The organism is Bradyrhizobium sp. (genome assembly GCF_004799405.1).
In the GTDB taxonomy this organism is placed as follows: domain Bacteria; phylum Pseudomonadota; class Alphaproteobacteria; order Rhizobiales; family Xanthobacteraceae; genus Bradyrhizobium.
On record NZ_SSMW01000145.1, the window covers coordinates 1 to 22,012 of the forward strand.

The following is a 22,012-nucleotide window of genomic DNA, read 5'->3' on the forward strand; positions in this document are numbered from 1 at the left end:
GGGGCGTTCCTGCGCGACAAGAATGCCGGTGTGGCGCGCGAGAAGGCCCGCGAAGCGATCGAGTTCGTCGGTCTGTCGGCCCGCGAGAAGACCGCGGCAAAGGACCTCACCACCATCGATCAGCGCCGGCTGGAGATGGCGCGCGCGCTGGCGACGCAGCCTCGGCTGCTGCTGCTCGATGAAGTCATGGCCGGGCTCAACCCGTCCGAGATCGACCAGGCGGTAGCATTGGTTGGAAAGCTGTCGCAGCGCGGGCTCACCATCGTCATCGTCGAACATGTGATGCGCGCCATCATGGCGGTGGCCCGTCACATCGTGGTGCTCGATCACGGCCAGAAGATCGCCGAGGGAAGTCCGAAGCAGATCGTCGAAAATCCCGAAGTGATCCGCGCCTATCTCGGTTCCTACGTGCACCCGCCGACACCGGGAGGGAGCTAGTGCTCAAACTGGATGAAGTGAGCGCCAGCTACGGGTCGGTGCCTGCGATCAGCAATGTCAGCATCGAGATCGGCGAAGGCGAAGCCGTTGGGCTGTTGGGCGCCAACGGCGCCGGCAAGAGCACGACCTTGCGGGTGATTTCCGGCCTGGTGCGACTGACCTCGGGCACCATCACCTTCGCCGGCATCGACCTCGCAACGATCCCGCCGCACAAGATTCCGGAATTGGGAATTGCCCATGTGCCGGAAGGACGCCAGGTATTCCCCGAGATGACCGTGCAGGAAAATCTCGAGATCGGCGCTTACGTGCCCAAGGCCAAGGCGGAACGCAGCCGCAGCCTCGATCTGGTCTACGGCATCTTTCCAAGACTGGCCGATCGCAAAAAACAGCTGGCCGGCACCATGAGCGGCGGCGAACAGCAGATGCTGGCGGTCGGCCGCGGCCTGATGCTCAAGCCGCGGCTGTTGATGCTCGATGAACCCTCGCTCGGGCTCGCCCCCGTCATGACCGACGTGACCTTCGAGAAGATCGGCGAAATCCATAAGATGGGCACCGCCATTTTGCTGGTCGAGCAGAACGTCAGCCGTGCATTATCGCTGGTTCAGCGCGCCTATGTGCTGGAAAGCGGCAAGGTCATCATGCACGGCAGCAGCGCGGACCTCGCCAACAACAAGCAGGTGCAGGCGGCGTATCTGGGGATATAGCGCCACGATGATTGAAACGCCGTTGTCTCGGCAACGGCAGTGAGCTCCCTCTCCCCTTATGGGAGAGGGTTGGGGTGAGGGGTTCAGGTCTATCGATAGAGCTTAACCCCTCACCCGGATCGCATCTATCGATGCGATCCGACCTCTCCCACAAGGGGAGAGGTAACAGCGGCTCGGTGCATGCGCCGGCTTCCCAATTCGAATTTCACGCAATCAAAAAAATATGACTCCGCGGTCCCGTGCGCGCCGCCCGCGCCATGCAAGTTTCCAGCCACCACACCAATGCCGCGTAACGAACAAGCCGGAACCTCGCTTCCATCGCAAACATGACGGAGTCCTGGCGTTAGGTTTGGTGCCGGAACAGCGAAGTTCAACGGAGTTCAGTAATGCCGACTACGGACCAGGACAAACCGAGCGGTAAGCCTCGGCAACGCAACCGGAAGGCGGATCAGCCAGACCGGAAACCCGAACCGCAGCAGAGCCCGATGCTCGACCAGCGGGTGGAAGATCAAATCGCCCCGATGGCCGCGTCAGCTCCCATCGCTCCAGTGGCCGCGTCAGCTCCCATAAATGTCGCGGCCGCGCCTGCGGAAAATTATCCAATCAGCGTTAAAGCCATCGCAAATGCCTACGGCGACTACACCAGGAAGTCGCTGCTGGAAAACAGGCAATTTGTCGAGAAGTTCATGGCCGTGCAATCGCTCGACAAGGCGACTGAAGTTCAGATCGAATTCACACGAGACACCTATGTGAACTTCATCGCCGAGGCACAGAAGATCGGCGAACTCTACCGCGAGTTGGCCAGGCAGGTGTTCCGGCTTTGGGGTTTCGGGGCCGAGACGACTGAACCCGGGCTGGCGTCATGGCCTACCGTGGCCAGTCAAAGCCAGCATTGACGGTCGCCCGAGCTACATCGTCGGCTCCCAACCAGAGGCCGCCTTTGGGCGGCCTCTTTTCCGTCGCTTCGCCCGCAAAGACGGCTTCGCCTAGCTCACCGCCGTCCGCTTCGGCTCGACGATCTCGAACATCCGCGGGAACTCGTCCATCAGCATCATCAGTTCGCCGAGCCGCATCGCGTTGCCGGTGAACTTGATCTTGCCGGCGGCGACGGCTTCCGGAAAGCTGGTCTGCTTGGCGATCACTTCATCCAAGGTACCGCGCGCCAGCGTGAAGCCGGCGTCAGCCTTGTCCGACTGTGCGCCCTCGGTATAGGTCAGCGCGCAGTTCTCCAGCGTCAGGATGAAGTTTTCGCCTGTATCGGTGAAGCTCCAGTTGAGCACGATGTGCTTGCCTTCGGCCTTGGGGCCGTTGAGCCGGACCCCGAGCACGTCCCAGAGCTGACCGGTGCGCAGCGCGGCCGCCGTTTCACGCGGCATCGGCGGCCGCGGCGAGGCCTTTGGCATGCCGAGCCGCAATTCCTGCGCGCCGAACAGATAGGCGTTGCGCCAGGTGGCACTCTCCGCGGAGTAGCCGAGTTGCTCGAAGGTGTCGGCAAGCAGCGCACGCGCCGCCTGGTTGTCGGGCTCGGCGAACACCAGATGGCTGACGGCTTGCGCGACGAAACGAAACTCGCCCTTGGCGAAATCTTTTCGGGCGCGCGCCAGGATCGCATCGGCGCCACCCATATATTCAACGTACTTCTTGCCGCTTTCGACCGGCGGCAATGGATCGAGATTGACCGGGTTGGCGTCGTACCAGCCGAGATATTTCTGGTAGATCGCCTTCACATTATGCCGGATGTGGCCGTAATAGCCGCGCGCATGCCAGGCGCCGTCGAGGCTCGCCGGCAATTTGATGACCTCCGCGATTTCGGTCGCGGTCAATCCGTGATTCATCAGGCGGATGGTCTGGTCATGGGCAAATTTGTAGAGATCGCGCTGCTGGCGGATCATGGTGTCGATGCGCTCGGTGCCCCATACCGGCCAGTGATGCTGGCCGCACATTGCGTCGGCCTTGCCGCCCCACATATGCACGGCTTCGCCGAGATATTTCGACCAGGCCAGTGCATCGCGCACGTCGGCGCCGCGGAACGGCAGCAGGTTATGGAAATTGTGCGTGCAGTTTTCGGCAAGATTCAACAGTCTGTAGCGCGGAATGAAGAAATGCATTTCCGCCGGCGCTTCGGTGTTCGGCGCCATCTGGAACTCGAATTCGAGCCCGTCGATGGTGCGCTTGTCGCCGGTCTCCATGATCAGGTCTGTCGGGCGCAGCAGCGCAAACGCACCCACCGCCACTGACTTGCCTAGTCCGCAATCGACCTGCCCGCGCGGGCCTTTGGCCAGGAACGGCCCGAACTGATAGTGCGCGCGCCGGAACATCGCAGGCCCGGCGATGATGTTTTCCGAAACCGCGTGCTCCATGAAAAAATTGGGCGCGATGATCGGAACCTTGCCACTAGCCAGCGCCTCGTCATCGAGCACGCCGCGCGCGCCGCCCCAATGGTCGGTATGGGTGTGGGTGAAGATCACGGCCGCCACCGGACGTTTGCCACGGTGCTGGAAATAAAGCTCCATCGCCGCCCGCGCACCATCGATCGACGTCAACGTGTCGACCACGATGACGCCCTTGTCGCCCTCGATCAGCGTCATGTTGGCGATATCGAGGCCCCGGATCTGGTAGACGCCGGGCACCACCTCGAAAAGCCCGTGGTTCATGTTGAGGCGCGACTGCCGCCACAGGCTGGGGTCGACGGTCGGCGGCGCCTTTTCCTCGGACAGAAAGCCGTAGGGCTCGAGACTCCAGACCACCCTGCCCTGCGCGGACATCACTTGCGCATTTTCCAGCGTGCCCATGAAGCCGCGCGAGGCTTCGTCGAAATCCCTGGTGTCCGAAAATGGCAGCGTCTTCAGCGTCGTCGCATGCCGCGCGACAACGGATGCCGAGGCTTCCTTCGGCGTTTCGCTGATGCCCGTTTGGGTCATGGTGTTGTCCTCCCTGGAAGTGATGCGATTAGGTTGAGTTAAGTGGCGCCGTCTCATCTCTCCTCTCCCCGCTCTTGCGGGGAGAAGTTAGATCATGTCGGACGCGCCGCGAGATATGGCGAGTCTGCGATCGACCAGGCCGGCATCGCCTCCATCCGGAATATCTGCCGCAGATGCACTTCATCCGGTCCGTCGCCGATCCGCAACAGGCGTCCCCAGGCCAGTGCCTGATGAATGGGCGTGTCGTCCGATCCGCCCATCGCGCCGAACACCTGCATGGCGCGGTCGGCGATCCGCTGCAGCATGGCGGGAACGGCGACCTTGACCAGCGATACGTCGCGCCAATTCTTCATTGTAGAACTTGCACCATGGTGGCCGGTTTGATCCAGCCTCCATGCACACCGGTAGGCCAGCAGGCGCGCCTGCTCAAGTTCGACGCGGGACTCGGCGATCCAGCGCTGCACGGTGTCGTACTGAATCACGGTGCGCCCGAACGCCGAGCGTTCCGATGACCGCACCATCATCAGTTCGATCAGGAGCTCGCACAGACCGATCGAGCGCATGCAGTGATGAATCCTCGCCGGGCCGAGGCGGATCTGCGCCACTTTGAAGCCTTCGCCTTCGGCGCCGAGCAGATTCGATGCCGGCACCCGAACATTGTCGAAGGCGATTTCGCCGATCGGCGCGGTGTGATCCTCGCAGCCCATCCAGCGCAGCGGCCGGACCAGGCGGACGCCGGGCGCATCCATCGGCACGATGATGCAGGAGTGGCGGCGGGTCCGATCGGCATCCGAATTGGTGACGCCCATCACGATCAGGAAACTGCAGCGTGGATGCGCGGCACCGGTGATGAACCATTTGCGCCCGTCGATGATGTAGTCGTTTTTGTCGCGGACCATCCGGGTCGCGATATTGGTCGCATCCGAGGAAGCCACATCGGGCTCGGTCATCCCGAATGCCGAGCGGGTCTCGGCATTGAGCAGCGGCCGCAGCCAGCGCGCCTTCTGCTCGGGCGTGGCGCAGTTCTGCAGCGCGATCATGTTGGGGACGTCGGGGGCCTGGCAGTTGAAGACTTCAGAGGCCCAGAACAGCCGCCCCATGATTTCGGCGACCGGTGCGTATTCGAGATTGGAAAGACGCGTGCCCGGCTCGTCGGGGCCAAGTTCGGGAAGGCCGAGATTCCACAATCCCGCCGCCCGCGCCTTTTCCTGCAGCCCGGCCATGAAGGGCGGGGAGTCGCGACTGGCAGCGGTGTGTTCGACCCAGGCGCGGTGGCGCGGCAGCACTTCCTGGTCGAAGAAGGCCTGCAGCCGTTTTCGCCATTGCTCGGAACGTGCGGACAGATCGAAATCCATGCTTCCTCCCGGCTTATTGGGCGCCAATTCGACCGCAAGCCACGCTCGCAATGACGCCAAATCCGAGCTAATCGTAGGGATCAAAACAAAGCAAGATCGACCAACGATGTTGCGAGAGTGGGAGGGAAGAATGCGGTCAATCCGAACCGTCGGTATTGTTTTTGGCCTCGCAACGGTGCTGCTGGCCACCGTTTCCGGTGCGTGCGCGCAAGGCAATTATCCGAACCGGCCGATCCACATTGTCGTGCCCTACCCTGCCGGCGGCATTGTCGACATCGTCGCCCGCGCGGTGATCGAGCAGGTCGGCCGCGACTGGAAGCAGCCGATCGTCATCGAGGCCAGGCCCGGCGCCAACAGCAATATCGGCACCGCCATGGTCGCTAGAAGCGAACCCGACGGCTACACCTGGCTGGTCACCGGACCCGCGGTGCTGGTCAACCCAACGCTTTACAAGGACGCCGGCTGGGATGCGCTGCAGAATTTCAAATGCGTCGGTCTTGCGGTCTGGAATCAAAGCGTGGCCGTGGTCAACCCGACGATGCCGGTGAGGACGCTTGCCGAATTCGTGGCGCTGGCGCGCAGCAAACCGGGCCAGCTCAATTTCGGCAACCCCGGCACCGGTTCGTCGATCGACCTGACCGCGCAGAAGCTGTTCCAGGTCGCCGACATCAAGCTCGCCAATATCGGCTACAAGGGCCAGCCGCCGGCGCTGGTCGACCTGATGACCAACCTGATGAACTTTGAAATCGTTTCGCTGGCGCTCGCCGTGCCGCACATCAAGGACGGCAGCGTGAGACCGCTTGCGGTTTTCACCGAGAAACGCGTGGCCGATCTTCCCGACGTGCCCACCATTGCCGAGGCCGGATATGCGGAGGCGGCCTACCTTCCCTGGTATGGCATCTATGTGCCTGCAGCGACCCCTGACGCGATCGTGGAGAAGATTCACGATGGCATCGACAAGGCGCTGCAAAATCCCGACGTTCAACGCCAGCTCGCTGTCGCCGACATTCCCGGCAAGCCGATGCCGCTCGGCGAACTCGCGGCGCTGATGAAGACGGATCACGAGAAGCTGACGACGGTGGTAAAGGCGTCCGGCATTCCGCAGCAGTGAGGGGTGTGCCTAACTTCAACTCGCCCCGCTTGCGGGGAGGGGTCGGCGCGTAGCGCCGGGTGAGGGGGACTCTCCGCGAGTCCGCCTGTTGCGCCAACCTCTCACCCCAACCCTCTAAGAGCGAGCTTCGCTCGTCTCGACCCCGCGAAGAGCGGGGCGAGGGCGAAAAAACGCGATGGCTGCTATTTCTTCACCTTGCTCGCGTCCATCTTGATCGAGGTGTCGAGCAGCCCGGTGGTGAATGCGCTGTCAACCGCGAACGGTTTTTCCATGCCGAGATAGGTCTGCACCAGGTCGTAATCCTTTTTCATCCGCTCGGCATCGATCCAGCCGAGCGCCTTGGTGGTGGTGAACTCATCGGTCATCAGGAACTTGATGCGCTCCCACTGGCGCTCCTGGTTTTCCTTGTCGAGGCCGGACACCTGGTCGAGCAGCGCCTTCAGGCACGGGGCGACATCGGCGACACAGGCCGCGAACGCCTTCTGGCTGATCCGCACGAAGTCCTCGGCCAGCTTGGGATTTTTCTTCAGATATTCGCCGTTGACGATCAGCGAATTGCCGTAAGGATTGAGGCCGATCTCCTTCCAGTTCAACGATCCGAGGTCGCTGCCGAACTCGATCACCTTGAGGTCGTGCTCGTTGTAGAAGTCGCTGATGATATCGACGGTGTGACTTTTCAGCGCCGCGATCTTGGCGGTTGGTCCGACATTCACGAAGGTCACCGAGTCCGGCGCTATTCCCGCCGCCTTGGCGAAGGCCGGCCACATCACGCGCGACGCATCGCCAGGCGGATTGCCGATCTTGTGACCGGGGAAATCCGTGACGCCGTTCACCCCATTGCTCTTCAGCCAATAAAACGTCTGTCCGGTATTGGCATAGATGCTCATCAATGCCACCACGTCGGCGCCCTTGCTGCGCGCCACCAGCATGGTCGCGAGATCGGCGATCCCGAACGGCGAGCCGCCGGAGCCGACCTTCAGCGATGAAACCCCGGAGCCCTTGCCGGTCTCGATGGTGAGATCGATGCCGGCCTTCTCGTACCAGCCTTGCGCCTTGGCGTAATAGAACGGCGAATGATCCGCAGTCGGCGCCCAGTTCAGGATCAGATTGACCGGCTCGCCGGCATGAGACGGAATGGTGGATGCGACGAGCGCGAGCGCCAATCCGGCAATTCCCAGGCATTTCATGACAGCTCTCCCGATGACGGCCGGCGCTTAATATCGGCCTTATGCAATGGTCTTGTCGCCGCGCGTCCGCGCGTTTACCAATGCAACAAGGCGCAGGCCGAATTGTCAACGTCTGGCATTGCTGTCTTTAGGCGAAGCGCAACTGGGAGAAAGAACTAAGTGTCCAGCGACGGCATACGCTCAGTCCGGACTTTGGCGGTCATCCTGATCGTGCATCTCGCCGTGATTGTGCTGTGGCAGGTTCTGGTCGATGCCTTTCACGTGCCGAAATTTATCCTGCCTTCGCCGCTGGCGACGGTTGCGACATTGACGTCGGCCAAATATGCTTGGCTGTCCAACTCCATCGTCACGGCCGTGGAAATCCTCGGCGGCTTCTGCCTCGGCGCTTTCGTCGGCGTCGTGCTGGCGATGGTGTTCTGCTGGTCGCCGCTGGTGAGCCTGCTGCTGCTGCCGCTGTTCGTGACGCTGAACATGATTCCCAAGGTGGCGCTCGGCCCGCTGTTCATCGTCTGGTTCTCCTACGGGATCTTTCCCAACATCCTGATCGCGTTCAGCATCTGCTTTTTCCCGATCCTTGTGACGACGGCGCGGGGATTGAGCGAGGTCGAGCCTGATCTGCTGGACCTCGTCAAATCGCTGCGCGGCTCGCGCTGGGTGCTGTTTCGCAAGATCCAGCTGCCGGGCGCGTTGCCCTATGTGTTTTCCGGCATGAAGGTCGGCGCCATCCTGGCCGTAGCCGGCGCCATCGTCGGCGAATTCATCGCCTCCGAGCGCGGGCTTGGTTACCTGATGATCCAGGTGCAGGCCTCGCTCGATACGCCCGCAATGGTGATGGCGGTTGTGCTGTTGACGTTGCTGGGCGTGACACTCTACGGCCTCGTGCTCGGTCTCGAACGGCTGTTCGTGGTCAAGGATGTGCGGCTGCAATGATCTATCGGGAAAGACCTATGCTGCTGACGCGCGACAATCTGCCGGACACCATTTCCGATATCGCCGAACTCGACGATCTCTTGTGCCGGCCGAGCCAGGCGCTGATCGACGATCTCCAGAAAGTCGACGGCGACATCATGATCCTCGGCGTCGCCGGCAAGATGGGACCGACGCTGGCCGGCCTCGCCAAGGCCGCCCTGCCCGGCCGCCGCGTCATCGGCGTCGCACGCTTCAGCGACGCGAGCGTCAAGGCGTGGCTGGAGGCGCGCGGCATCGAGACACTGCATTGCGACCTGCTCGATGAAGCCGCCATCGCCGCACTTCCAAAGCTGCCGAACATCGTCTTCATGGCCGGGCGCAAGTTCGGCGCGGAGGGAGACCTGTCGCTGACCTGGGCGATGAACGCCTACGTTCCCGCCCTGGTCGCGCAGACCTTTTCCGGTTCGCGGATCGTCGCGTTCTCGACCGGCTGCGTCTATCCGTTCGTCCCGGTCGACGGTAAGGGCGCCGACGAGAACCTCGCGCCCAATCCGCCCGGCGAATATGCCCAATCCTGCGTCGGGCGCGAGCGCATGTTCGAATATTTCTCGCGCAAATTCGCAACGCCGGGCCGTCTGTTCCGGCTCAATTATGCGATCGACATGCGCTACGGCGTGCTGCACGACATTGCGATCAAGGTCCTGCACGGAAACCCGATCGACGTCAGCCTCGGCCATGTCAATTTCATCTGGCAGGGCGATGCGTCGGCGCAGGCGCTGCGCTGCCTCGCGCATTGCGACACGCCGACCTCGCCGATCAATGTCAGCGGCCACGAAATCCTTGCCGTGCGCGATCTTGCGGGCAAACTCGGCACGCTGCTCGGCCGCGATCCCGTCATCGTCGGTGCCGAACAGCCGACCGCCTGGCTCACCGATACGTCGCGGGCGACAAAACTGTTCGGCCTGCCGATCGTCGATACCGGCCGCCTGATCAAATGGACCGGGGACTGGGTCAGGCGCGCGATGCCAAGCCTCGGCAAGCCCACCAAATACGAGGAGCGCGATGGCCGGTACTGACCAGCTCGCCATTGTCGAACTCGGCGTGGCCGACGCGCCTGTCGGATTGGCGCTGTCGACCGAAGCCCACTGGAATCAGAACGAGGCCGACTGGCGATTTTTCCTGACCCACGGCCCGGTCGTCGGCGTGCGCGACCATCACGGCGATCTGATCGCGACCGCGGCGCTGCTGCCCTATAGCTCCGGCAATGCCTGGATCAGCATGGTGCTGGTGACCGCGGCCTGGCGCCGGCGCGGCCTTGCAACCCGATTGATCGATCAATGTCTCGCCACCGCGGAATACCGCGGCCTCACGCCCTGGCTCGATGCGACGCCGGCGGGTGCCGCGGTCTATGGTCCGCTTGGATTCAAGCCGACAATTCCATTACTCCGGTTGCGTCTCGAAGGCGCGTCGCCGAGGAAACGATCGCCGCCATTATCGTCTTCCGCCAACTTGAACGAATTGGTGTTGCGCGATCGCAGCATCATGGGCTTCGGTCGCAGCACGCTGCTGGAGGAACTGAGCGGGCGCGCCGGTTCAAAACTGGTCTCGCACGACGACGCGATGGCGCTTGTCCGCGACGGCCGCAAGAACCGCCATATCGGCCCGCTGTTCGCCAGCAATTCAGGCTCCGCGCTGGCATTGGTTGATCACATCATCGGACCCGATACAGGTCCCTGGCTGATCGACGCCGTCGGCACGAGGCAAGAATTTCTCGAGGGTTTGACCGGCTCCGGCTGGACAATCGAACGGCCGTTCCAACGCATGCGCTTTGGCAGCGCCACGGCGTTGCCCAACGAACTGTCGAAGCAACTGCCGTTCGCGGTCGTCGGCCCGGAATACGGATGAGGGACTTTCGCCATGCATCATAGCGCCATGAAATCCGAGGTGCGGCGGTTGATCGCCGATGGCACGGTGCTGCCGGCGCATCCGCTGGCGCTCGACGCCGACCGCAAGCTCGACGCCATCCACCAGCGCGCATTGACGCGCTATTACATCGACGCCGGCGCCGGCGGTCTTGCGGTCGGCGTCCACACCACGCAATTCGCCATCCGCGACGTCGGCCTTTATCGTCCGGTTCTTGAACTGGCCGCGGAGACCGCTGCGGCCTGGACCAGGCGGCCGCTGGCGATGGTTGCAGGGCTGGTCGGCCCGACGCGACAAGCGGTCGCCGAGGCCGGGATCGCGCGCGGCATCGGCTATCATGCCGGGCTGCTCAGTCTTGCCGCGATGAAATCGGCTTCCGAAAACGAGATCATCGCGCATTGCGAGGCGGTGGCGCGCGAGATTCCGCTGGTCGGCTTCTATCTGCAGCCCGCGGTCGGCGGCGTCATCCTGAGCGCCGGGTTCTGGCGGCGCTTTGCCGCGATCGACAACGTCATCGCCATCAAGATCGCACCCTTCAACCGTTACCGCACGCTCGACGTACTGCGCGGCGTCTTCGTCGCCGGCGCGCTAGATCGCATCGCGCTCTATACCGGCAATGACGACCATATCCTGCTGGATCTTGTGCTGCCGTTCGAGCTGCGCGACAACGGCGTTACTGCGCGCGCTTACTTCCGCGGCGGTCTGCTCGGCCACTGGTCGGTGTGGACCGCGAACGCGATCAAGCAATTCGAGATGTGCCGCGCCGCGCGGGGCAAGGACACCGTGCCGGCCGACCTGCTGGCGCTCGATGCCCGCGTCACCGATTGCAACAGCGCGTTCTTTGACGTCGCCAACAATTTCCACGGCTGCATCGCCGGCTGCCACGAAGTCCTGCGGCGGCAAGGATTGCTCGAGGGCATCTGGTGCCTCGATCCATCCGAGGGCCTCAGCCCCGGCCAGCTGCACGAGATCGACCGCGTCTGCAACGAACACGCCGATCTCAGTGACGACGATTTCGTCACTGCCAACCTGCAGAAATGGCTCGCATGACGGCCGAAGAGCCCTTCATCCGCCTGCGCAACGTCCGCAAGGTCTATCGTTCCCAGGGCACGGAGTTTCTCGCGGTGTCCGACGTCACCATGGATGTGGCGGAAGGCGAGTTGATCTCGCTGGTCGGTCCATCCGGCTGCGGCAAGACCACCGTGCTGAAGATACTGGCCGGGCTTCACCCCGCCGACGGCGGCACCATCCGGATCGGCAACGCGGCCACGCCGTTCGATCCCGGTCGCGACATCGGCATGGTGTTCCAGCAGGCGTTGCTGTTGAAATGGCGAACCGTGCTCGACAACGTGTTGCTGCCCGCGGAGATCGTCGGCCTGCCGATCAGGGCCGCGCGAGCGCGGGCGCGCGACCTGCTCAATCTGGTCGGGCTTGCCGGCTATGAAGACAAGTACCCGCAGCAATTGTCGGGCGGCATGCAGCAGCGCACCGCGATCGCGCGCGCTTTCATCCACGATCCGAAACTGATCCTGATGGATGAGCCGTTCGGCGCGCTCGACGCGCTGACGCGGGAACAGATGAACCTCGAAATGCTGCGGATCTGGCGCGAAAGCGGCAAGACCATCATTTTCGTCACCCACAGCATCCAGGAGGCGGTGTTCCTCGCCTCGCATTGTGCCGTTCTCACCGCCGGCCCGGCACGCATGGCGGAATATTTCCCGATCGAGCTGCCGTTCCCGCGCGCGCTGCCGATCAAGACCACCGACGAATTCGGCGCCTATGCGCGGCGAATTTACGAGAGCCTGGGATTGGGATCGAGCGCGTAGACGATTTTCACCCTGTCCCAGATGACGAATGCTCTGGACAGATCGACGGTAGTCGCTACGGCGACTGCGCGGCGCGCTGCCCGGCGGTGGTGCCGGCGATCTTGCCGAACACTGAACCGTTCATCAGGCCGGTGCCGCCGGGATAGTTGAAATAGAAGATGCCGCCGACCAGTTCGCCGGCCGCGAACAGGCCGGGGATCGGCGCGCCGTCGGTATCCATCACCCGCGCGCTGGTGTCGATCTTGAGCCCGCCGAAAGTGAAGGTGAGCCCGCAGGTCACCGCATAGGCCTCGAACGGGCCCTGGTCGACCGTATTGGCCCAGTTCGATTTCGGTATCGCAAGGCCCCTGGTGCCACGGCCATCCTTGACGTTGGGATCGAACGGCACCTCGGTCATGACCGCCTTGTTGTAGGCCTTGATGGTCTCCAGCGCCTTGTCGGCGTTGACGTCGTCGAGCTTCTTGACCAGTTCCTCCAGCGTATCGGCGCGCACCTTGGTGACGCGCTTGATGCGGTATTCGTCGCGCAGCATCGGGATGATTTTGCTGTCGAACACCTGCCAGGCGAACTGCCCGGGCTGCATCAGGATCACGCGGCCGTATTTCGCGTAAGTGTAGTTGCGGAAATCGGCGCCCTCGTCGACGAAGCGCTCGCCGTTGGCGTTGATCATGATGCCCCAGGGATAGGAGTGCTTCTGGAAATTGTCGCCGACAGTGAGATCGCCGAACTCCGGCGCGTTGCGGTCCCAGCCGACGGCATGGCCGCCCGACCAGTTGCCGGTCGGCATCGCGCCGATATCGAGCGCCATCCTGATGCCGTCGCCGGTGTTGAAGCGGGTGCCGCGGATCTTGGCGAGTTCCCAGGTCGGCCCGAGATAGCGCGTGCGCATCTCGGTGTTGGCCTGGAAGCCGCCGGCCGCCAGCACCACGCACTTCGCCTTCACCTCCGATGTCTTGCCGTTGTGCTTGACCTTGACGCCCCGGACGCCGTCGTCGTCGGAGATCAGCGACAGCGCGCGCGCGCCGTAGGCGATCGCGACGTTGTTCTTGCGGGCGATGTTGGTCCAGCCTTCGACCAGGCCCGGCCCGCCGCCCCAGGCTTCCACCGTCAGCCCGCCCCAGAACTTGAACATGCCGTTGATCTTGTAGGCCTGGCGGCCCCAGATCGGCATGAAGCGCATTCCCTTCTCGCGCATCCACAGCATGGTGGCCTTGCTGCGCGTGACCAGGATTTCGCACAAATCAGGATCGGTGCGGTATTCGGTGACGCGGCCCATGTCGTCGAAGAATTTCTCCTCCGTGTAGGTGCCGAAGTCGGATTTCGAGACTTCCTCGTCGGTCAGGTCGGGCATCAGCGCGCGCAGGTCTTCGACCCCGTCATAGACACAGCGGAATGCTCCGGCGGTGAAGCGGCTGTTGCCGCCGGCTTCTTCCTCGGGCGCGCGTTCCAGCATCAACACCGAAACGCCCTGTTCGGCCGCGGCAACGGCTGCGCAAAACGCCGCATTGCCGGCGCCGACGACGATAACGTCCACGGAAGAAGGTAACGCTGTGCTCATGACGGCTTCTCGAAACTCATGGAGGGATTTGGGTTCAATACGTTGCTAGCGCAGCTCCGACCGGGCCGCAAGCAAGCAGAATAGAACGCTGTCAGGCCCAAAATCCGGGGCGTCACGCTGCGGGAAATCCCCGGTTTCACGCCGACAATACCTCGCCGATCCGGCTGCGAATAAGCTCCCGATCCGCCCGACCGGTGTCGCCGTCGAAGCTCACATCATACGCAATGGTCGCCGGACGCTTGAGCACCACGATGCGGTCGCCGATCTCCATCGCCTCGCTGATCGAATGGGTGATGAAAACCGCGGTCTTGTTGTTTTCCTTAACGAGCCGGACGAATTCCGCGCGCAGCCGCGCCGCGGTCGATTCATCCAGCGCCGAGAACGGCTCGTCGCAGAGCAGGATGTTGGCATTGGTCGCAAACGCCCGCGCGATCGAGACGCGCTGACGCATGCCGCCGGACAATGCATGCGGAAAGTCGTTCTCGTGGCCGCCGAGCCCGAGTTTGGTCAGCCACAGTTGCGCCGTGGTCCGGCGTTCCGCCGCGGGGATATCGAGCATCTCCAGCCCCAGCTCGACGTTGGCGATCGCGCTTCGCCAGGGCAGCAGCCGGTCGTCCTGGAACACGATGGCCATTTTGCCGCGAAACGAATCGAAATCCGCAAAGGGATCGCGCCCCTGCACGCGCACCGTGCCGCTGGACGGCTCGGTCAGGCCCGCGATCATGTTGAAGATCGTCGACTTGCCGCAGCCGGTCTTGCCGAGCAGCGCCAGCATCTGGCCCGGCCGCACATCGAGGTTGAGGCCGTCGACCGCGCGATAGGCCGTCTCGGTGCCGGCTCTGCCGAACACCTTGGACACGCCCTCAAGATGGATAGCGGAATCGGGCGTGGCGGCATCGCTCATAGCGAGCGCTCGGCGACGGCGCGATAGCGGAAGGCGGTGTTTTCGATCAGCGTCAGTACGCCCTGCACGATCAGCACGAAAAACACCAGTTGCAGCGTCCAGGCCAGCGCGCCGGCCATGTCGAACAGTTGCTGTTGCTGCAGCAGCTGATAGCCGACGCCGCCGGTGGCGCCGACCAGTTCAGCAACCACGACCACGCGCGAGGCGTTGCCGAGATTGACTTTCCACGCCGTGAGAATGTCCGGCAGGATGGCGGGGGCGATCATCACCCGGAACAGCTTCATGCGCGTAGGACGGAAGCTGAACACCATTTCCATCAGGTCTTTGGACATCCCGCGCAGCGCGCCCAGCACCTGAAAGGTAAATGCCGGCAGCGTCGTCATCACCATGATGAAGAAGATGCGAAACTCGACGCCGTGGAACCAGATGATGGCGAATACCACCCAGGACAACGCCGGAATGCCCTGGAACAGCGTCAGGATCGGCGACAGGAAATTGTCCACCGCGCGCGAGCGCACCATCAGCAATGCCAGCAATCCGCCGACAATGAAGGCGCCGGCCAGCCCCGCCAGAATCCGGAAGATCGTCGCCAGCACGTCGGCGAACATCGAACCGTCGGAGAATATCTGAAGGCAGCGCCAGAACACGTCGATCAGCGACGGAAACAGAAACCGCGGAAAGAACAGCGAGGCGAATTGCCAGACCAGTATCACCACGACGAAGGGCAAAACCGACATCCCCAGCCGCTTCGCTGCCGCCAGCAGCAGGGCTGCCGGCAGCGGCGTGGCCTCGGGCGCGGTCTCGCTCATTTTGCGGGAGCCTGATAGATCGTCGCGGCCGACGGGTCCGCGGGCAGGAATGCGATCGATTTCCCGGCCGCATAGACCGAGTTGATTTCCTTCCGCTCGTCCGAGGCCCATTGCACGTTCATGCCGAGCCGGTCGTTGGCGCGGATCAGATCGGCGATGGCTTTCTGGTCGTCGGGCGTCCCCTTCGGCGCAATCAGCTTCGAGGCTTCATCGGGATGCGCGGTCACCCATTCGCTGGCTTCCTTGTAGGCGGCATAAAGTTTGGGAATCAGCTTCTGGTTCTTCTCGGCCCAGTCGATGTGGGCGGCGACGCCGAGATAGGGAATGTTGCGGCTTCCGGTGAATTTCTTCCAGCTGTCGGCAATCGCAAGGTCAATGGTCCGCATGTCGCTCTTTTTCGACAGCAGCGTGGTGTAGGCCGGCTCCCATAGCTGCACGGCTGCGGCGCGGTCGGCCAGCGCGTAACCGACCAGCCCGGGGGTCGCGGTGTTGATGACGGAGAATTTCGCAGGATCGGCGCCGAGCTGGCGCGCGAACCAGTCGAACATCACGTAATTGGTGGTGCCCTTGGCGGCGGCGAGATCCTTGCCTTCGAGGTCTTTCAGCGTCTTGACGTCGGGCCGGGAGGTGACGACCGCGCCCCAGAAGTCGAAAAGATTAAACAGATACGTCACCTTGACGCCGCGGATATCGGCAAGACCCACCGTCAGCAGCGAGGCGCTGCCCCCGAGCTGGAATTCGCCGGAGTTGAACTGCGCGGTATAGGCGTCCGGCGTGCGCTCCTCGAACTTGATGGCAACGCCGTTCTTCTCGTCGAACCTCTGCGCCTTGATCACCGGTGGCAGGAACGCGCCGAGCGAGGGCGGGCCGAAGATGACGATCGACAACGGCTCGGGTGCCTGCCCGCGCGATGCCGCGGTGGAAAACAGCATCCCGACGCATGCCAGAACGACCGAATATCTATTCATCATCATCTTCTCCCGCCGTTTTCTTCTCACAAACCGAACAACCGCTGTGCCAGGCCGCCATTGATGGCGTCGCGCTCGCTGTCGGAGAATTTCGTTTCGCCGACAATTTTGGTGGGGGCGAGATCGCCGATCGGAAACGGCATGTCCGACCCCATCATGATCCTGTCGGCGCCAACGATATCGGCGAGATAACGCAAGGCGCGCGGGTCCTGCACGATGGTGTCATAGTACATCGCGGCCAGTGCCGCATCGGGATCGCCGAGCGTGTCCTTGTCGAGCGAATAGTTCCGGCGCAGGCGGCCGATCACATAGGGCAGCGCCGCGCCGCCGATGCCGGCGACGATCTTCGCATTGGCATAGCGGGTGACATGCCCGGCATAGATCAGCCGCGCCATCGCGATCAGCGTATCGGTGATACGCCCGACCGCGTTGGCCATGCCGTAATCATGGACGCGGTCGTCGCCGCTTTCGAACACCGGATGGATGAAAACCACCGAGCCCAATGCGTTGGCGGCCTCCCAGAACGGCCGCAAGGCCGGATCATCCAGCACGCCGCCCTTGCCTTTCGGTTGCGTGCCGATCATCGCGCCCTTGAAGCCTGCGGCATGGGCCTCGCGCAGCACTTCGGCCGCGCGCGCGCCATCCTGCAGCGGAACCGTGGCGAGCGGCACGAACCTCGGCTCGCTTTTCGCGGTCTGCGCCAGATGGCTGTTGATCAGGCGCGACCATTTGGCGCCCTCCTCCGCCGGCAGTTCATTACCGAACATATCGAGCCAGCCGCCGACCACCTGGCGTTCGATCTTCTGGTCGTCCATCCATTTCAGGCGCGCCGGGATATCGCTCAGCGGCTTGGATACCGGCCGCGTCGGCTTGCCGCCGGCAAACGAGAATCCAAGGCTGCCGCCGTCCTCGACCAGCCGGATCGACGGGAAGCTTGCTGCTTGCGCGCGGATCGCGTCCAGCAGGCTCGGCGGCACCAGATGGGCGTGGCAGTCGATGATCATGTGGCTTGCCCTTGATTGGGTTGTTGGGCCTTCGCGATGGCATCGCCGATGGCGGCAATGCGGATCGGAAGCTTGTTGAAGGAAATACCGAGCGGTGCAACGCAATCGTTGATCGCCCCGGAGATGGCGGCGGGTGCGCCGAGATAGCCGCTTTCGCCGGATCCCTTCTGGCCGAACACCGTGAACGGCGACGGCGTGCAGTGATGCACGATCTCGACCGCCGGCACCTCGTGCGCGGACGGCAGCAGGTAATCCATGAAACTCTGGGTGATGAGCTGGCCCTCGTCATTGTAGACGAACTCCTCCAGCAGCGCCGCGCCAAGGCCATGCGCGATGCCGCCGAGCGTCATGCCCCTGACGATGTGCGGGGTGATGACCGTGCCGCAGTCATGGCCGATCACATAACGCCGGATTTCCGGCTTGCCGATCACGGGGTCGATCGCCATCAGCACCACGTGAAATTCGAACGAATGGCACGGATACATCTGGACGCGGCCGTCTTTCGGCAAAGTGCCGCCGGTCGGCACCTGCATCACATGCGTGGTCTCCAGCCCCGGCTCCATGCCCTCCGGCAGCAGATGATAATGGCGATGGGCGATATTGACGAGTTCGGCCCAGCCGAGCTGCCTGTTGCCGGCGGGGTCGGCAACGCCTCCCGAAGCGTAGACGACCTTGTCCTCGCCGAGACCGAATTGGTGCGCGCCGATCCGCGTCAGTTTCGCCTTCAGCTTTTGCGCGGCGTGAAATGCCGCGCCGCCGAGCATGATCGCCATCCGGCTGCCGACCGGCGAGTTCGACGGCAGGCACGCCAGCGAATCCGGCCTGACCACGCGGATCAGATCCGGATCGACCTGCAGCACTTCACCGACCACGGTCGAGACCAATGTTTCGTGGCCCTGCCCCGACGAGGTGTTGTGGATGGTGACGGTGACGCAACCGAGCCCATCGACGACGATGCGGCAGGAATCCATCCAGGTCGTCGTGGTGTTCTTTTCATTGAGCAGCGGCTCGAAGGCCGAATTGGCGCCGCTGGGCTCAAGGCAAGCCGCGACCCCGATGCCGGCCAAAAGGCCGGTGGCGCGCAAGCGATCGCGTTCCTTCTCCATCGCATCGAGATCGATATGCGCGAGCACCTTGTCGACCACGGTGTGATAGTCGCCGCTGTCATAGGTGCTGCCGCTTGGAATAAGGTAGGGGAATTGTTCGCTGCGGATGAAGTTGCGCCGGCGCACTTCGATGCGTGGCAGCCCTGTGGCGGCGGCGACCTTGTCGATCGCAGTCTCGATCGCATAATTGGTCGGCGCCTGGCCGAAGCCGCGCACCGCTTCCTGCACGGCCTTGTTGGTCGTGACCGACTGCGCGCGGTACTGCACGCTCTCGATCCGGTAGGGGCCGACGATGGCGCCGATCGGCTTGCCCAGTTGAAACGGCGCGCGGCCGGCATAGGCGCCGGCATTGTCCAGCGCCTTCATCTTCATCGATTTGACGATGCCGTCGTCGTCGAAGGCGACCTCGACATCGAAAATCCGGTCCGGGCCGTGGGCGTCGCCGCCGGCCATATTGTCCAGCCGGTCCTCGATCAGGCGCACCGGCCGGCCCAGCCGCCGCGCCAGATGCGCCACCAGCACGGTCTGCTTGATGCCACGCTTGACGCCGTAGCTGCCGCCGACGTCGACATCCTGATGCACGCGCACGCCATTGGCCGGGATTCGCAGAGCACGCGCGATCTGATCGGGGTATTTCGGCATCTGGATCGACGCCCAGACGTCGAGCATCTCGCGCCACGGATCCCAGGATGCGGCGACGCCGAAGGTCTCGATCGGAACGGTGGAGCTGCGTCCCCATGTCACGCGAAACGACAGGTGACGCGGGCATTCGGCGAAATGTTTGTCCACCTCGCCCCAGACGAAAGTGCGGTCGAGCAGCACGTTGGAACCGTGCTCGGGGTGCACCGGCGGGCTGTCCGGCTTAAGCGCCTCTTCCGCGTTCAGCACGAACGGCAGCGGCTGGTAGCTGACGTCGATTTTCTCGGCGGCGTCCTCGGCGAGTGCGCGGCTGTCGGCGACCACGGCCGCCACCCATTCGCCGGCATAGCGGGTTTGTCCGACTGCCAGCGGATGGCGTTTCACCCTGGGCGTATCGAGCCCGTTCATCAAGGGATCGGTCGCGGCCGCCAATTCGTCGCCGGTCAGCACATAATGCACGCCCGGCATCGCGAGTGCGGCCGAGGCATCGATCGACACGATGCGCGCGGCCGGATGCTGCGACGGCAGCACCGCGACATGCAGCATGCCTTCAAGGGCGACATCGGCGACGAACAGGCCGTGCCCTGCCACGAAACGGCGATCCTCGCGCACCCGGCGGTTGGTGGAGACAAAGCGGAAGGAAGCGGGATCGGCGCTCATTTGCTCCCCCCCGGACTGAGCAGCGCGCGCGGGGTGTTGGCGATCCGCAAGCGATCGGCGGCGAATTGCACGGCTTCGACGATCTGGCCGTAGCCGGTACAGCGGCAGATATTGGCCGAGATCGCTTCGACGATCTCCTCTCGGGTCGGTGTGACCGTCTGCTGCAGCAAGGCATGCGCGGCCAGGATCATGCCGGGCGTGCAGTAGCCGCATTGCAGGCCATGGGTTTCGCAAAACGCATCCTGGATCACGCTGAGTTCACCCGGCGCCGGCGCAAGACCCTCGATGGTGGTGATCTCGTATCCGTCCGCCTGCACCGCGAACAGCAGGCAGGACCGCACCGGTTCGCCATCGAGCAGCACGGTGCAGGCGCCGCAGACGCCGTGCTCGCAGCCGGCATGAGTCCCGTTCAACAGGAAATCCTCACGCAACGCATCGAGCAGCGTCTTGCGCGGCTCCAGCTCGGCAGAACGGACCGTGCCGTTGATGCGCAGATCGACCATCATCGCGCACCCAGCGCGGGCCTAACCGCGGCATCGGCGCGTGCCTGTTCGAGGGCGCGCAGGCAAAGTGTTGTCGCCACACGACGGCGATAGCTGGCGCTGGCATGCAGGTCGCTGGCCGCATCGAGATCAACCGAGGCTGCATGGACCGCTTGCGCCGCCGATTTGGCATCGAGCCTGGTGCCGACCAGCGACGACACATCGAGCCGCAACGGACGGTCGCCGACGCCGCCGAGACCGAGCGCGACATCGAGGCAGCGTTCTTCTTCGTCGAGCGCGACCTGTGCCGCGGCGGCGACGAATGCGAAGTCGGACTTGCGGGCGCTGACCTCGAAAAAGCCGACGCCGATCCGCTGGTGCGTCCAGACCGGAAACCGGATCGCGCTGACGCATTCGCCCTGATTGATCGATGTCACCATCGGCCCGACAAAGAATTCGTCGGCCGGCATCGCTGCCGGTCCGGCCGTGGTCGCCAGCACGATCTCGGCGCCGAGCGTCACCGCAACCAGCGGAATTTCGGCCGACGGATCCGCGTTGGCGATCGAGCCGCCGATGGTGCCGCGGTTGCGGGTCGGCGGATGCCCGACCCAAGGCAGCACCCGTGCCAGCATCGGTACCGAAGCCCGGATCACGGGATCGCGCTCGGCCTGCGCCTGGCGCGTGGTCGCGCCGACAACCACGCTATCGCTGTCCTTGCGGATTCCGGCGAGCTCCGGCAAGCGCAGGATGTCGACCAGCCTGGCCGGGCGCGCCAGCCGCATCGCCAGCATCGGCACCAGCGTCTGTCCGCCCGCGATCACCCGCGCATCGTCGTCGCCGGCCAGCAGTTTGCACGCTTCGGCGAGCGAATCCGGTCGGACATAGTCGAAGGGAGCGGGTTTCATGGGGTGCAGGACGTTAGAAGCCGGAGGCGGAAATTGTCAATTGGACCAAGCACGTATAGAATTAGGGCGTGGACTCATAACCTCGTCGGATCCGTTGAGTGGGAGGCGCTTGCGCTGCTCCCCTTTATCGGCGCAGGCATGTTGCCTGCATCCTATCGGCACTCGCTTTGCGATGCTATGCTGGAGAATGACTTCCTACCTGATATCAACGGGAGGGCGTGATGGCAGAGAGCGTCTACAAGGTGATTGAGCTGGTCGGCACAAGCAAAGAATCCTGGGAAAAGGCAGCCACGGCGGCCGTCACCAGGGCCGGAAAATCCCTGCGTGATCTTCGCGTCGCCGAAGTCGTCCAACTCGACCTTCAACTCGATGCGAAGGGCAAGGTCGAAGCCTACCGCGCCAAGCTCAAGGTTTCATTCAAATTCGAGGGCTGACGTTCGATCGGAGCGCGGGCCAGAATTGCTGCCTTCTTCGCGCCAACGGCGTGAAGGAGGCGAAGTCGCAAACTCGCGACTTCCGCTTTTGATGCTGTGGACGGCTCCTCCACCGGCACATCGGTGCCATGGATGTGGGGGCTGTTAAGGCTCCCACGATTCAAAGGAG

Annotated in this window: 21 protein-coding genes; 10 read left to right on the plus strand and 11 right to left on the minus strand. The window is 63.4% G+C overall.

Annotation, left to right across the window (positions count from 1 at the left end; translation table 11 throughout):
• The 3 genes from E7813_RS22910 to E7813_RS22920 all read left to right on the plus strand — a co-directional run.
• Positions 1 to 438: ATP-binding cassette domain-containing protein (locus E7813_RS22910; protein WP_363331212.1), on the plus strand; the 438-nt coding region annotated here is incomplete at its 5' end.
• Entirely contained in the window at positions 438 to 1,142 is a 705-nt protein-coding gene (locus E7813_RS22915; RefSeq protein ID WP_291577559.1) for an ABC transporter ATP-binding protein, read from the plus strand. The genes E7813_RS22910 and E7813_RS22915, both read left to right, overlap by 1 nt.
• A 386-nt stretch (positions 1,143 to 1,528) precedes the next feature.
• Positions 1,529 to 2,038 (plus strand): phasin family protein, encoded by a 510-nt coding sequence (locus E7813_RS22920; protein ID WP_291577560.1) that lies wholly within the window; start codon positions 1,529 to 1,531, stop codon positions 2,036 to 2,038.
• Positions 2,039 to 2,128: 90 nt separating this feature from the next.
• Here E7813_RS22920 and E7813_RS22925 read toward each other — a convergent pair whose 3' ends face one another.
• Both E7813_RS22925 and E7813_RS22930 read right to left on the minus strand, forming a co-directional pair.
• A complete protein-coding gene (locus E7813_RS22925; RefSeq protein WP_291577561.1) occupies positions 2,129 to 4,063 on the minus strand; it encodes an alkyl sulfatase dimerization domain-containing protein in 1,935 nt (644 codons plus the stop codon).
• Positions 4,064 to 4,155: 92 nt separating this feature from the next.
• The gene (locus E7813_RS22930; RefSeq protein WP_291577562.1) at positions 4,156 to 5,418 is read right to left on the minus strand and encodes an acyl-CoA dehydrogenase family protein; all 1,263 of its coding nucleotides are present in this window, start codon (positions 5,416 to 5,418) and stop codon (positions 4,156 to 4,158) included.
• 130 nt (positions 5,419 to 5,548) lie between these two features.
• Between E7813_RS22930 and E7813_RS22935 the strand changes: the two genes are divergently transcribed.
• Positions 5,549 to 6,529 carry a tripartite tricarboxylate transporter substrate-binding protein gene (locus E7813_RS22935; RefSeq protein WP_291577563.1) on the plus strand — a complete coding sequence of 327 codons (981 nt, stop codon included), beginning with the start codon at positions 5,549 to 5,551 and terminating at the stop codon, positions 6,527 to 6,529.
• Positions 6,530 to 6,711: 182 nt separating this feature from the next.
• Here the strand turns inward: E7813_RS22935 and E7813_RS22940 are convergent, their stop codons facing one another.
• The gene (locus tag E7813_RS22940; RefSeq protein WP_291577564.1) at positions 6,712 to 7,716 is read right to left on the minus strand and encodes an ABC transporter substrate-binding protein; all 1,005 of its coding nucleotides are present in this window, start codon (positions 7,714 to 7,716) and stop codon (positions 6,712 to 6,714) included.
• 159 nt (positions 7,717 to 7,875) lie between these two features.
• Here E7813_RS22940 and E7813_RS22945 point away from each other — a divergent pair, with 159 nt between their 5' ends.
• Genes E7813_RS22945 through E7813_RS22965 form a run of 5 tightly spaced genes read left to right on the plus strand, consistent with a single transcriptional unit; the run spans position 7,876 to position 12,374 of the window.
• Positions 7,876 to 8,646 (plus strand): ABC transporter permease, encoded by a 771-nt coding sequence (locus tag E7813_RS22945; protein WP_291577565.1) that lies wholly within the window; start codon positions 7,876 to 7,878, stop codon positions 8,644 to 8,646.
• Between the two features lie 17 nt (positions 8,647 to 8,663).
• Positions 8,664 to 9,701 (plus strand): NAD(P)-dependent oxidoreductase, encoded by a 1,038-nt coding sequence (locus E7813_RS22950; protein WP_291577566.1) that lies wholly within the window; start codon positions 8,664 to 8,666, stop codon positions 9,699 to 9,701.
• Positions 9,688 to 10,530: a GNAT family N-acetyltransferase gene (locus tag E7813_RS22955; RefSeq protein ID WP_291577567.1), complete on the plus strand. Its 843-nt coding sequence runs from the start codon at positions 9,688 to 9,690 to the stop codon at positions 10,528 to 10,530. The genes E7813_RS22950 and E7813_RS22955 overlap by 14 nt, the downstream gene beginning before the upstream one ends.
• Before the next feature lie 12 nt (positions 10,531 to 10,542).
• Positions 10,543 to 11,598 (plus strand): dihydrodipicolinate synthase family protein, encoded by a 1,056-nt coding sequence (locus tag E7813_RS22960; protein ID WP_291577568.1) that lies wholly within the window; start codon positions 10,543 to 10,545, stop codon positions 11,596 to 11,598.
• Positions 11,586 to 12,374, plus strand: coding sequence for an ABC transporter ATP-binding protein (locus tag E7813_RS22965; RefSeq protein WP_291577569.1), 789 nt, complete (start codon positions 11,586 to 11,588; stop codon positions 12,372 to 12,374). Before E7813_RS22960 ends, E7813_RS22965 begins: the two co-directional genes overlap by 13 nt.
• 55 nt (positions 12,375 to 12,429) lie before the next feature.
• Here the strand turns inward: E7813_RS22965 and tcuA are convergent, their stop codons facing one another.
• The 8 genes from tcuA to E7813_RS23005 form a co-directional block, all read right to left on the minus strand.
• A complete protein-coding gene (gene tcuA, locus E7813_RS22970; protein WP_291577570.1) occupies positions 12,430 to 13,932 on the minus strand; it encodes an FAD-dependent tricarballylate dehydrogenase TcuA in 1,503 nt (500 codons plus the stop codon).
• A 136-nt stretch (positions 13,933 to 14,068) separates the two neighbouring features.
• A complete protein-coding gene (locus E7813_RS22975) occupies positions 14,069 to 14,836 on the minus strand; it encodes an ABC transporter ATP-binding protein (RefSeq protein WP_291577571.1) in 768 nt (255 codons plus the stop codon).
• Complete coding sequence (locus E7813_RS22980; RefSeq protein WP_291577572.1) at positions 14,833 to 15,645, minus strand: ABC transporter permease subunit; 813 nt, start codon at positions 15,643 to 15,645, stop codon at positions 14,833 to 14,835. Before E7813_RS22980 ends, E7813_RS22975 begins: the two co-directional genes overlap by 4 nt.
• A complete protein-coding gene (locus E7813_RS22985) occupies positions 15,642 to 16,613 on the minus strand; it encodes an ABC transporter substrate-binding protein (protein WP_291577573.1) in 972 nt (323 codons plus the stop codon). The genes E7813_RS22980 and E7813_RS22985 overlap by 4 nt, the downstream gene beginning before the upstream one ends.
• Before the next feature lie 26 nt (positions 16,614 to 16,639).
• A complete protein-coding gene (locus tag E7813_RS22990; protein ID WP_291577574.1) occupies positions 16,640 to 17,617 on the minus strand; it encodes an amidohydrolase family protein in 978 nt (325 codons plus the stop codon).
• A complete protein-coding gene (locus tag E7813_RS22995; RefSeq protein WP_291577575.1) occupies positions 17,614 to 20,022 on the minus strand; it encodes a xanthine dehydrogenase family protein molybdopterin-binding subunit in 2,409 nt (802 codons plus the stop codon). The genes E7813_RS22990 and E7813_RS22995 overlap by 4 nt, the downstream gene beginning before the upstream one ends.
• Positions 20,019 to 20,528 carry a (2Fe-2S)-binding protein gene (locus tag E7813_RS23000; RefSeq protein WP_291577576.1) on the minus strand — a complete coding sequence of 170 codons (510 nt, stop codon included), beginning with the start codon at positions 20,526 to 20,528 and terminating at the stop codon, positions 20,019 to 20,021. The genes E7813_RS22995 and E7813_RS23000 overlap by 4 nt, the downstream gene beginning before the upstream one ends.
• Positions 20,525 to 21,409 carry an FAD binding domain-containing protein gene (locus tag E7813_RS23005; protein WP_291577577.1) on the minus strand — a complete coding sequence of 295 codons (885 nt, stop codon included), beginning with the start codon at positions 21,407 to 21,409 and terminating at the stop codon, positions 20,525 to 20,527. The genes E7813_RS23000 and E7813_RS23005 overlap by 4 nt, the downstream gene beginning before the upstream one ends.
• A 221-nt stretch (positions 21,410 to 21,630) precedes the next feature.
• Here E7813_RS23005 and E7813_RS23010 point away from each other — a divergent pair, with 221 nt between their 5' ends.
• The gene (locus tag E7813_RS23010) at positions 21,631 to 21,843 is read left to right on the plus strand and encodes a dodecin family protein (RefSeq protein WP_291577578.1); all 213 of its coding nucleotides are present in this window, start codon (positions 21,631 to 21,633) and stop codon (positions 21,841 to 21,843) included.
• Positions 21,844 to 22,012: the final 169 nt, after the last annotated feature.